This window comes from Microcoleus sp. Z1_B2 (assembly GCF_036700325.1).
Lineage (GTDB): Bacteria > Cyanobacteriota > Cyanobacteriia > Cyanobacteriales > Microcoleaceae > Microcoleus.
On sequence record NZ_JAUBOQ010000087.1, the window covers coordinates 1 to 11,546 of the forward strand.

General features: G+C 45.4%; 15 protein-coding genes. 6 read left to right on the top strand and 9 right to left on the bottom strand.

Going from position 1 to position 11,546, the window contains the following annotated elements:
• Positions 1–237, top strand: a 237-nt coding sequence (locus QT984_RS28925; RefSeq protein WP_333058328.1) for a hypothetical protein, incomplete at its 5' end; no start/stop codon positions are given.
• Between the two features lie 23 nt (positions 238–260).
• Here the strand turns inward: QT984_RS28925 and QT984_RS28930 are convergent.
• Positions 261–605: a type II toxin-antitoxin system PemK/MazF family toxin gene (locus QT984_RS28930; RefSeq protein ID WP_333058329.1), complete on the bottom strand. Its 345-nt coding sequence runs from the start codon at positions 603–605 to the stop codon at positions 261–263.
• The gene (locus QT984_RS28935) at positions 592–768 is read right to left on the bottom strand and encodes a toxin-antitoxin system, antitoxin component, Xre family protein (protein WP_333212743.1); all 177 of its coding nucleotides are present in this window, start codon (positions 766–768) and stop codon (positions 592–594) included. Before QT984_RS28935 ends, QT984_RS28930 begins: the two co-directional genes overlap by 14 nt.
• Positions 769–978: 210 nt before the next feature.
• Here QT984_RS28935 and QT984_RS28940 point away from each other — a divergent pair, with 210 nt between their 5' ends.
• From QT984_RS28940 to QT984_RS28950, 3 genes are all read left to right on the top strand, one after another.
• On the top strand, positions 979–1,476 hold the full coding sequence (locus tag QT984_RS28940; protein WP_333058331.1) for a TIGR00725 family protein: 498 nt from the start codon (positions 979–981) through the stop codon (positions 1,474–1,476).
• 8 nt (positions 1,477–1,484) lie between these two features.
• Positions 1,485–2,006, top strand: coding sequence for a hypothetical protein (locus tag QT984_RS28945; RefSeq protein WP_333058332.1), 522 nt, complete (start codon positions 1,485–1,487; stop codon positions 2,004–2,006).
• A gap of 288 nt (positions 2,007–2,294) precedes the next feature.
• Complete coding sequence (locus QT984_RS28950) at positions 2,295–3,167, top strand: TPM domain-containing protein (RefSeq protein WP_333375499.1); 873 nt, start codon at positions 2,295–2,297, stop codon at positions 3,165–3,167.
• Positions 3,168–3,276: 109 nt separating this feature from the next.
• Here the strand turns inward: QT984_RS28950 and wecB are convergent, their stop codons facing one another.
• Complete coding sequence (wecB, locus tag QT984_RS28955) at positions 3,277–4,389, bottom strand: non-hydrolyzing UDP-N-acetylglucosamine 2-epimerase (protein ID WP_333264346.1); 1,113 nt, start codon at positions 4,387–4,389, stop codon at positions 3,277–3,279.
• Between the two features lie 261 nt (positions 4,390–4,650).
• Between wecB and QT984_RS28960 the strand changes: the two genes are divergently transcribed.
• A complete protein-coding gene (locus QT984_RS28960) occupies positions 4,651–5,220 on the top strand; it encodes an rRNA large subunit pseudouridine synthase E (protein WP_333375501.1) in 570 nt (189 codons plus the stop codon).
• A 29-nt stretch (positions 5,221–5,249) separates the two neighbouring features.
• Here the strand turns inward: QT984_RS28960 and QT984_RS28965 are convergent, their stop codons facing one another.
• Positions 5,250–5,429, bottom strand: a complete 180-nt coding sequence (locus QT984_RS28965; RefSeq protein ID WP_333234233.1) for a hypothetical protein — start codon at positions 5,427–5,429, stop codon at positions 5,250–5,252.
• Positions 5,392–6,237, bottom strand: a complete 846-nt coding sequence (locus QT984_RS28970; RefSeq protein ID WP_333338953.1) for a hypothetical protein — start codon at positions 6,235–6,237, stop codon at positions 5,392–5,394. The genes QT984_RS28965 and QT984_RS28970 overlap by 38 nt, the downstream gene beginning before the upstream one ends.
• A gap of 196 nt (positions 6,238–6,433) precedes the next feature.
• On the opposite strand from QT984_RS28970, the gene ctpB reads away from it, so the two are divergent.
• Positions 6,434–7,753 (top strand): carboxyl-terminal processing protease CtpB, encoded by a 1,320-nt coding sequence (ctpB, locus tag QT984_RS28975; protein WP_333375504.1) that lies wholly within the window; start codon positions 6,434–6,436, stop codon positions 7,751–7,753.
• A gap of 92 nt (positions 7,754–7,845) precedes the next feature.
• On the opposite strand, the gene QT984_RS28980 is transcribed toward ctpB, so the two are convergent.
• The 4 genes from QT984_RS28980 to QT984_RS28995 form a co-directional block, all read right to left on the bottom strand.
• Positions 7,846–8,040 (bottom strand): hypothetical protein, encoded by a 195-nt coding sequence (locus QT984_RS28980; protein ID WP_333234229.1) that lies wholly within the window; start codon positions 8,038–8,040, stop codon positions 7,846–7,848.
• 70 nt (positions 8,041–8,110) lie between these two features.
• A complete protein-coding gene (locus QT984_RS28985; RefSeq protein ID WP_333234228.1) occupies positions 8,111–10,081 on the bottom strand; it encodes a heavy metal translocating P-type ATPase in 1,971 nt (656 codons plus the stop codon).
• A gap of 217 nt (positions 10,082–10,298) precedes the next feature.
• The gene (locus QT984_RS28990; protein ID WP_333040106.1) at positions 10,299–10,733 is read right to left on the bottom strand and encodes a VOC family protein; all 435 of its coding nucleotides are present in this window, start codon (positions 10,731–10,733) and stop codon (positions 10,299–10,301) included.
• A 190-nt stretch (positions 10,734–10,923) separates the two neighbouring features.
• Positions 10,924–11,433, bottom strand: coding sequence for a TIGR02652 family protein (locus QT984_RS28995; protein ID WP_333058340.1), 510 nt, complete (start codon positions 11,431–11,433; stop codon positions 10,924–10,926).
• Positions 11,434–11,546: the final 113 nt, after the last annotated feature.

Below are 11,546 nucleotides of genomic sequence, written 5' to 3' on the forward strand. Positions count from 1 at the left end.
GAGCGCGATCGGACGATCGTCCGATCGCGCTCGACTATTATAATTTACTTGGGGACAATTAATCCACCCTGCTATTTTTCGGAAAATGCGGAAGAGCGATCGGGAGCATCTCACTTTTGCAGCCAAAGTAGAAATCTAAGTTTTGAGGGAGTAGGCAGAAGGAAAGAGGAAGAAGGAAGGAGCCAGAAGAAGTGTTTTTACCAATATGAGATGCTCCCGATCGATCGCCCTTTCTAAGGACAATTCAGAAAGGATCTCGCTCACTTCTCCCCTATAATTCCAATCAATCCCTCTTTCAAAGACTGGATATCTACATCTTGAAGCCTTCCCAATTTTTTGAGAATCAGTTGCATCTCAATTGTCGTAATAACTGGCTTAATCATAAAAGCTTTTAAAAGCCCAGCCGATCGCCAATCTGTGATGATAATATCACAGACTTTTGGGCTAATGCTAACTTGGCTAGTTATACCCATAAGAATGCGATCGGGATATTCTGCATTATAAACGTCAGAACTAATAACAACTGCTGGACGTTTTTTAGTGGTAGTTTGATCTGTAAAAGGAAACGGAACTAAAACCACGTCACCAAAATTATAACTCGTCATACTCCGCGTCCTCTGGGTTATCCCAAATTTTAGCAAAAGCTGCTTCTGAGAGTTTAGTTGCAGTATAAACGAGAAGACGATCTTCACTTCGCGTTAAAAGGAAATCGATAAAATCTTCTAATACCGTAATTTTATCGGGCGGTAAACTACGGATTTTTTCCATCAGCTTTGTTTCCTGGTTTGGGGCGACACTCATGTTATCTCTCACTTCTTAATGTTAAATCAGCATATATTGTAAAAATACTAGAAAACTCCCTGAAGTTATTTGGCTCACAAACTGTTTAGAGTTACCACTATTTTTATGATAACATACATTCGTAGATAGTGCAAAAAAACTAGCAAGTATTAATAACGCCATATTCACCGATAAACTATGAAAAAAATCATCATTGGCATCATGGGCCCCGGCGAAAGTGCCGCATCAACTGACTTAGAAAACGCCTATCAACTCGGGCAACTCATCGCCGAAGCAGGGTGGATATTGCTAACTGGCGGCAGAAATGTCGGCGTCATGGATGCCGCCAACAAAGGAGCAAAATCAGCTAACGGTTTAACAGTCGGCATCCTTCCGGGGAATGACACTCGCGGCATTTCTGAATCTGTAGATATTGCGATCGTCACCGATATGGGAAACGCCAGAAATAACATTAACGTTCTTTCTTCAGATGTAATAATTGCCTGCGGTACGGGCACGGGCACTGCTTCGGAAATCGCCCTCGCCCTCAAAGCTAACAAACAAGTTATATTGTTAAATCACAGCGCCGAAAGTCAAGTTTTTTTTAAATGTTTAGCACAATTTAACATCTTTGTGGTAAACAATGCTGTAGAGGCTATGAATCAAGCTCGCGAAATCCTAGCAAATTCAAGATGAAATCCAAGATGAGAGTAAGCAAATTCAACTTTTGTGCGATCGGCATTTTCCTGACTTTGGGGATTTTCGTCAGTACCAAAGCAGACGGAAGAATTGCACAGTTCAGTTTCAACAACAAATCCACTCAAAAATTAGCACAAACCCTCCCTCCTCCTCCCCCTTTCGCACAGCCTGTTACCGAACAAGAAGCGCCACCTATTCGCAGCGAATCCGTGCCGGATCAAATAGCTTTAGCAACCCATTTGCAGACCATCAAAGCTAGAATGTACGGTGCTTACTGGTGTCCTCACTGTCACACGCAACAAGAACTTTTCGGCAAAGAAGCATTTACCGCAATTACTTACATTGAGTGCGATCCCAGAGGCAAAGATGCTCAACCGGATTTGTGCAAAGCTGCCAATATTAAAGCTTATCCCACTTGGGAAATTCGGGGGAAATATTACACGGGGCGGCAATCTTTGGAAAAACTGGCTATTTTATCCGGTTATAAAGGCAGCAGCAATTTTCTGCCACCGGTTCCCTCTCCTTAAAAATATCTAAATTAGTTCACACTTGCACTCGCCCACTAAGAAACCGGGTTTTTGAACCGAGATTGACTGTTTTCAGCAATTATTTTGGTAAAAAACCCGGTTTCTCGCCACCCGTGCGTGCAAGAGTATAAATGTAGGGTACCCACGGCGCACCTAAAATTATGATTTTTATGAATCCAACTTCTGAATAATCTGAATTGACATCACAGCGAGCTGGTTATTTAATGGTAATTAGGCGGACAGATATATGTCAATTTCAGACTAGCAGTTATTCAGGAGACTGAAGCGATGCAGTTACAATTTAGCAATAAACAAATAATCTGGAGCAGTTTGCTGTGCTTTTCGGCAATTGCATTTCCCCTAACAAGCCAAGCTATAACAGTACAAGAAGTACCGAATCCCCGTCAAGTAAATAACACTTGGGTAACGGACAAGGCAAACATTCTCAGCAACAGCACCGAAACTCAGCTAAATCAAATGATTTCGGATTTAGAGGCGAAAAATGGCTCAGAAATCGCTGTTGTGACAGTGACTGGTACTAAACCATCGGCGACACCAAAAGCATTTGCTACAGAACTATTTAACTTTTGGGGTATTGGCAAGAAAGGTAAAAATAACGGAGTTTTATTGTTGATTTCTTCGGGGGAACGCCGCGTTCAAATTGAAACAGGTTCTGGCATTCAAAGCATTTTGCCGGATGCTAAAGCAGTGGGCATTATTCAAGCCGAAATTACGCCCCGATTTAAACAGCAGGACTTTGACGGGGGTACATTAGCCGGGACAAAGGCGTTAGTAAATGTTTTACAAACTCCGACGGTAAATGCTCAATCTCAAACCACGCTACCTTTGGCTCCAATCGTACCATCTCAAGGGGTGAAACCGTCACCAACACCTAGTCAATCGCCAGTTATTAGCAATAGTACCTCCACAGGTGAAGATTCATCGAATCCAATCTATGACTTACTTGGGTTCTTATTCATAGCATTTATACCTTGCTTCATTATCTTCAGGATATTTGGCAGCTTATTTTCTGGGAAATCTCCTTTCCCCTCCCGCAGCCGTTATCAGGGCAATAACCGCAGTGACTATAGCAGTAGCGACTCCGGGGGTAGCTTTGGCGGGGGCGAGTCTAGTGGTGGGGGTGGCGGTGGGGATTGGTAATTCGGGAAGCGAGGTAGAAACCGAGTTTTTTTAGCAGGAATTAGTCCCCCTCTGCGGGTAAGAAAGTTTGTATAGTTGCGCTTTCAACCGCCGAATAATCGAGGAGTAGTTAACTAAAATACTCTTCAACAATTTTCAAAATCCGCGAGGCGGCCAAACCGTCCCCAAAGGGATTAATTGCCATTGCCATTGCGTTGTATGCTTCCGCATTGCTCAGCAATTCTGCCGCTGCTGCTGTAATTATATCAGAATTAGTACCAACCAGTTTAGCAGTACCCGCAGAAATTGCCTCTGGTCTTTCTGTGGTTTCTCGTAATACTAAAACTGGCTTGCCCAAACTAGGTGCTTCTTCTTGCAAGCCGCCGGAATCAGTTAAAATTAAATGACATCTCTGAATTGCTCCTACTAATTCTGCGTAATCTAAAGGTTCAGTTAAAAAGACTCTCGGATGGTCGCCCAAAAGAGCTTTTAAAGGTTCTCTGACTGTGGGATTTCGGTGTAGAGGTAAGAGCAAGGCTGTATCGGGAAACTTATCTAAAATTTGGAGAAATGCCCGCGCAATTCCTGCTAATGGTTCTCCCCAATTTTCGCGGCGGTGAACTGTTGCTAAGATAGTGCGATATTTGCTCCAATCTAAATTGGGAATGTTGCATTCTGGTTGGCGTTTGGCGACAGAAAGCAAGGCATCGATTACTGTGTTGCCTGTACGGTGAATTTCTCCCAAAACGCCCGATCGCCCTAAATTCTCTTGAGCCAGCTCTGTCGGGGCAAAATGCAGCCGTGTGAGCTGAGATATCAACCGTCGGTTAGCCTCTTCGGGGTAAGGATTGAACACGTCGTCTGTCCGCAATCCCGCTTCTACGTGACCTACGGGTATTTTCTGGTAAAATGCAGCTAAAGCAGCGGCAAACGCTGTGGTTGTATCGCCCTGTACTAACACGATTTGGGGCTGCAATTCTTTAAACAAGGCTTCCAAACCCTGCAAACTCCGGGATGTAATATCCGTCAAGGTTTGCTGGTGCTGCATAATTGCTAAATCCCGATCGGCTTTTAGATCGAACATTCGCATTACTTGCTCGACCATTTCTCGGTGCTGACCGGTTAAAATTACTTGGGTGTCAAAGGTTGGCGAATTTTTGAACAGTTGAATTACTGGGGCTAGTTTAATCGCTTCCGGGCGAGTTCCTAAGACGATGCAAACGCGGTGTGTGGCTTCGGGCATGGTAAAATTGGGTAGTTGAGATTTGCGAGGCTCTTAAAGGCTGAAGATTTTAGAGCTGGTTTGAATCTTTGGTTAACAAGATTTATTTTTTTATGAACCGCAGAGGGCGCAGAGGGCGCAGAGGAGGGAGAGAAGAGAGATAGAAAGTGGTTTGACGTTGGGTGGGGGCGGGTTTTTGAGATTGTGAGTTTTAGCCAATTATTGTCGGTGAAACCCGCCCCTACAGGATTATTGATATTAGTACATTTTTGTTAATTGCTTATGCCCTATCGTTACATTCTATTTTACAAACCTTATGATGTTTTAACTCAATTCACTGACAACTCCAGCGAAACTAAACGCAGCACTCTCAAAGACTATATTCCTATTCCTAACATTTATGCAGTGGGAAGGCTCGATCGCGATAGTGAAGGTTTGTTGCTGCTAACCGATGATGGACAAATGCAGCACCGCCTCAGTGACCCGAAATTCGCTCACCCCCGCACTTACTGGGTGCAGGTGGAACGAATTCCTGATGCAAGTGCGATCGCTGCTTTGCAGACAGGTGTCACAATTCAAGATTATCGGACTCGATCGGCAAAAGTGCAATTATTGTTAGAAGAACCCGCTTTGCCGCCCCGCGAACCGCCGATTCGATTTCGCAAAAACGTGCCGACAGCTTGGCTGGAAATGACTCTGACAGAAGGCCGCAACCGTCAAGTGCGCCGGATGACCGCAGCAGTAGGGTTTCCGACGCTGCGGCTGGTCAGATGTGCGATCGGGCATTTGCGTCTCGAAGGCCTCAAACCCGGTGAATGGCGCGAACTAACTCAAGCCGATTTTAGATTTTAGATTTTGGATTTTGGATTGGAGAATTACAGTCAACCGTCTTGACATTTAGGACATTCTTGATAGCTGAAACTATTACTGCGGCTGCATTTCCCTTCTTCCTTCTTCCTGATATCCGTTACATCCGTTACATCCGTTACACAATCCGTTGCCGAACTTCCTTCTTCCTTCTGCTTACTTTCGAGGGGGCAAAATAAAACTCTCGTTTCCATCCTGATCTTTTTGCACCTGAGCTCCCAACTTGACAAGAGCTTGTCTCGCCCTTTGACGCACCAACTTATCAGTTGTTTGAGCATAAACCGTGCTCCAAGCAGTAAACCGCACCGGCACGCTATCGGGATCTCGGCGCAAAAACTCAGCAGTTGCTCGAAACCTCGGCGCCAATGAAGCTCCTTCTGGGGTTCCTTCCACCCAATCAGCGGCCATTTCGTGGGAGCGAATTGACTCGGGAATATCCCCCAACAGCAGCAACTCATCAATACCTTTCGTTCGCCACACTATCCACGATTGGGAATGAAGTTGGGGCGAAAGGGCAAGGGCCCTAGTACCACGCTCTATAAAGTTAACAGCAGTTTCAGGGTTTCCTTGATAAAAAGAAATAGCTGTGGAGAGAAACAGGTAGATGTCAGCCCACCGCGGGTCGCGCTGCGTAACTATGTCAAAATAATCTTGGCTCAGATTGTAGCCCGTCACATCTCGCGCTTCGTCGTCGCCAAAATACTGCAAAAATTTGAGAAATGTCCAATCTGCAATTAAATTATCAAATCCAAAACTAGGGATAGTTTTGAGCATTCTCAGCCGCAGGGCTTCTTGCTGCGCTTCTTGCTGTGCGGCTCGCTTGAAACTGGCAGCGGATATTCCAGAGGGCGGGTTTTGCCCCTGAACGCCAACTGGGGACATTCCGCCTAACTGCCCGCTAGACTGCATGGCGACGACCCCCGCCAGCGCTGCTAGACCAATAACTCCATTAAGGAGCAGGCTCAACCACTTACGCGAAAATTGTTCGATTTTAGCTTCCACGGCACTTTATAAATCCAAGTTTTAAATTAAGTTTATTGAAAGAGAGTAATAATTGGTTGGCGATCGACTATGAATCTCGTTAGACTGTCCAAAGGGATGGTGGAGCCTCCACACAATAGTTTAAGTAGTAGTGTGAGATTTTTTAGCAATATAAAATCTCAAATCAAAAATCTAAAATCGAATTGAGCCAAATTCAATGAATCAAGCCCGCAAACGCTTTTCTAAGTTACAGGCAGCCCTGTTCAGTGGGGCGATGGCAACAACCGCTTCGATATCTTTACTCGTTCCCGGCCTGAGCCAATCAGTCCGCGCCGAACTTCAAGATAGCCCCAAAGCTGTCTTAGATGAAGCTTGGCAAATTGTGAACCGAGACTATGTTGATGGCAGCTTTAACAAGATTGACTGGCAAGTAACCCGCCAAGAACTGCTGAGCAAAAATTATACCTCTCGCGAAGCTGCCTACACGGCCCTCCGCAAAGCCCTAGAGAAATTAAACGACCCCTACACCCGCTTCATGGACCCGAAGCAGTACGAAGCGCTGACGAATCAAACCTCTGGGGAACTGACAGGGGTGGGGATGAGGCTGGAAGAAGACGAGAAAACGAAAGCGATTAGGGTAGTCGAGCCGATGGAAAATTCCCCGGCCCTGAAGGCAGGGATTCTAGCGGGCGATACGATTTTGGTGATTGACGGCAAAACTACCAAAGGCATGACTGTCTCGGATGCGGCTCAGATAATTCGGGGCGATGAAGGCACGAAAGTCACGCTGCGGATTGCTCGTGAGGGCAAAAGTGAATTTGACATCACTCTGACTAGGGCGAGAATTGAGGTAGCAGCGGTTCGCTACAGCCTCAAGAATGAAGGCGGTCAGAATGTCGGTTACATCCGTTTACAAGAGTTTAGCTCCCACGCGGGCGAACAAATGCAGGCGGCGATTAAAAAGCTCACGGCTCAGAAAGCTGACGCTTTTGTGTTGGATTTGCGGGGGAATCCCGGCGGGTTGCTGCGAGTGAGTATTGATATCGCTCGGATGTGGATGGATACAGGGGCGATCGTCCGCACAGTCGATCGCACGGGCGATTCTCAGGAAATGAAGGCAAATCGCACTGCGCTCACTGACAAGCCTTTGGTGGTGCTCGTGGACGACAACTCGGCGAGCGCCAGCGAGATTTTGGCTGGTGCTCTGAAGGATAATAAGCGCGCAACTGTGATCGGCGGCCAAACTTTTGGCAAAGCTTTGGTGCAGTCGGTGCATTCTTTGGCTGATGGTTCGGGATTGGCGGTGACGATCGCTCACTACTATACTCCCAACGGTACGGATATCAGCCAGAAGGGGGTTACTCCCGATGTTAAAGTCGAAGTCACCGACGAACAAAAGCTGAAATTAGCTAACAAACCGATGTTGGTTGCGACTAAGGACGATCCTTGCTACGCGCAGGCGATCGCACTTTTGAAAACTACTGCTTCCTCGGCGCGTCCCGTGGCCGCTAATGAGGTTCTTGTTCCTAAAAAGTAAGTAGTTGAAATTAGCACTTATTAACAATTAGCTTTAAGATGAAACCCGCGCCGGCGGGTTTTATTTTTGTAGTTTTATTTAGCTTCAGATTGCTAGAAAATGGTTTGTAATAACAGCCAACTATTTAATCCTACTATAATACTAGCCACTAACCAAGCTACCGCCGTTCCGTTGGATAACTTGACCACTGTTAGATAAGCAGTGATCGCAGCCCCTATCGAGGCAATTCCTGCCGTGATGGGACGAGAATAGCGGTGAATCCAGGGCTGAGAACTTTGACGACGCATAGTATTTTTGACCTCAAAATGTATGTTTCAATTGTGGCGTAAGGTGGGCAATGCCCGCCCTGCGAAAACTCTATTTCAAAACTCTAGTCGCATTAAAAATAGCTGCTAAAGCCACCCCAACATCAGCAAAAACTGCCTCCCACATTGTAGCTAACCCAAAAGCACCCAAAGCAATAAATATGCCTTTGACTGACATGGCAAAAATGATATTTTGCCAGACAATATTGTGAGTTTTTCGGGCAATTTGGATGGCTTCAGCCACCTTTGACGGTGCATCTGCCATAATTACAACATCGGCAGTTTCGATCGCCGCATCGGAGCCCAAACCCCCCATCGCTATGCCCACATCAGCCCTAGCAAGCACTGGTGCATCATTAATTCCGTCTCCAACAAAGACAATTTTCTCGCCTTTTTTAGATTGACCGATCAGTTTTTCGATCGCCTCTACTTTTCCTTCGGGTAATAACTCGGCTAAGTAGGAATCTAAACCGAGCTTTCTCGCAACACTATCGGCTACAGCTTGATTATCTCCTGTGAGCATCACGATTCGCTCAACACCCAGTTTCTTGAGGTCGCGAATAGCCTGTACAGCGTCTTCCTTAAGCTCGTCAGCAATCAAAATATACCCAGCGTAGCGGTTGTCTACCGCTAAATGTACTACTGTACCTTCAGCATTGCAGAGATCGTGAGCAATATTTTCTCGGTGCAGCAAACGGTCATTTCCCGCCAGCACAATTTGATTATTTACTTTTGCTCGGATGCCGTGTCCCGCGATTTCTTCGTAATCTTTCACATCCAATGAATCTATCTTTCCGCCGTAAGCTTCCAGAATAGATTTCGCGACTGGGTGATTTGATTGAGATTCTACTTTAGCAGCTATTGCCATCAACTCTGTTTGGGAAAAACCATTTGTAGGCACAATTTGTGCTACTTTAAAAACTCCTTTTGTCAAAGTTCCTGTTTTGTCCAAAACAACTGTCTTGACTGCTGTCAGGGTATCTAAAAAAGTCGAGCCTTTAACCAAAATACCGCGTTTGGCTGCACCACCAATTCCCCCAAAGTATCCCAAAGGAATGCTAATAACCAATCCGCAAGGGCAGGAAATAACTAACAAGACTAGGGCGCGGTAAACCCATAAAAATCTGTCTGCATTAGTTGCTCCTGAAATGAACAAAGGCGGAATTAAAGCCACTGCTAGCGATGCAAATACTACAAAAGGCGTGTAGTAACTGGCAAATTTGGTGATAAATTTTTCAGTTTCAGCTTTTTTGCTTCTGGCATTTTCTACTAATTCCAGAATTCTGGAGATTGAAGATTCACCGAATAGTTTGGTAACTTTGACGGTGAGAACTCCTGTCTGGTTAATTGTTCCTGCTAAAACTGTTTCTCCAACTTTCACGGTTCGAGGTACTGATTCTCCAGTTAGTGCAGATGTGTCAATCTGAGAATTGCCGTCTATAATTTCACCGTCTAAGGGAATCTTTTCTCCCGGTTTGACAAGGATGATATCGCCGACAGCTACTGTTTCTGGTGCAACTTTTTTGATTTCACCCTTTGCTTTGAGGTTGGCGCTGTCTGGGCGAATTTCTAAAAGCGATCGGATCGATTGACGCGATCGCCCTACGGCAAATTCTTGAAAAAGTTCTCCGATTTTGAAAAACAACATCACCCCGACTGCTTCAGGGAGTTTGTGAATAGCGACAGCGCCGAGTGTTGCTACAGTCATTAAGAAATTTTCATCAAAAAATCGACCTCGCAGAATGTTGCGGCCGGCAATAGTTAAAACATTCCATCCGCTTAAAAGATAGGCTGGGATGAAAACCAGATATTCACCTATAGAATAGGGCGTGTTGTGCAGTTTTTCTTCAAAAATTAAACCGCCGACAAATAGTACAACAACCAATATCACAGGAATCAATTCTTGATTCAGGTTAAAATCTCCGTTCCCGTGGTCGTGGTCATGGTTATGATTCTCATGGCTGCGATCGTGGTCGTCGTCGTGACTACAGCAGCCGGAATCGCTCAATTTGGCTTTTTGCATGGTTTTTCCTGGGTTTATTTTAACACCTGATAGTATGAATAGATATTCATATTGTATAGTCAAAAATAAAATATAGTAGATTGTGAGTTAAAAATCTACTGTATTTTATAAAAATATTGTTAAGTTGGTCGGGAACGTTACCAGGGATTAAGAGTAATAACTATTCTCAGTTTCCGATTGAGAGAGAGAATGATTATCCATAGTCATTAGCGATCGACTAATTAAGCCGCCGGATAAATTCTAAAGGCAAACCATCAGTATCGGCAATAAAAGCTACTTCGTAAACATTTTGCCCGATCGCCTGTTGAGTCGGTTCTAATAAAACTTTCAAAGCTTGAAACTGGTTTGGTTGGTCTTTAGCAGCTTCCTCAAACCGTTCTTTCAGAGACTGCAACCAGCTAGGCAAGTCAGTTGTCGCCTCAGTTAAATCAAAAGATAAATGATAATATCCAACATAATGCTCGTCTCCGAAAGCATCAGGTGCGGGTTTTGGTTCCGGGATTTGAATTAGTTCGATGCGTCCGTTGAGACCTTCCATCCAACAGGCTAGAGTGTAACCAGTGGTAAAGCGATCGCTCACAGTAAATCCCAACTGTTCGTAAAAGGCGATCGCCCGGTGAATGTTAGCAGTGCGAATGGAGGCGTGGTGCATTCGATTTTAGATTTTAGATTTTAGATTTTAGATTTTAGATTGGGTAATTGGGCATTGGGCATTGGGCATTGGGCATTGGGCATTGGGCCTTGGGCATTGGGCATTAGGAATAGGAACTAACTAATGACTAATGACTACTGACTAATGACTACTGACTACTGACTACTGACTGCTGACTACTGACTACTGACTATTCAAACAACCGAAAATAGGGATATCTAATCGGAACTCCCGGCTCTTTTTCCAAATCAAAATTAATCACTTCCCAGCAAGGGTCCTCTTGGGGATCGGGGCTAAAATCCACAGGCAAACCGTACAGCCTCGGCCGCGGCGATTCCGCCTGACCCCGCCAAGGCGTGCTGCGTTCCAAATAAGCGCTGATTAAGTCCCGATAGCGTTGGGCAACGATCACGCGAGTTGCTCGGTAGCCTTGAGTATACAGTCGATCGAGCGCTTCGTGAATTTCAAACCGAATCCCGTCCGGGTGCGTGTGCTGGCGATACCATTCATTCTCCCAGCGGCGCCAGTGCCGCCCAGACTGAAGGTGAACCAGTTCCCCCGTTTTTGGATCTGCCTCAAATGCCCCGTGACGCGGACACAAATAGGTATCCGTTAGCGTTAGAGCCGGAATTGTTTGGCGACAGTGGGGACACTGAATTTCCGGGCCAAACATCGGGTATTGCAAGGCAACTTCAATCATTTATTTGCGTCCCAGCATATTTTCTCTGCAAAAGTGGTTAGAGTCGATAGGGGCATTTCTACCCCTACCTCTCCTTCAGAACGGAACGTGAAACTTTCGCTTCATTCCGCTCC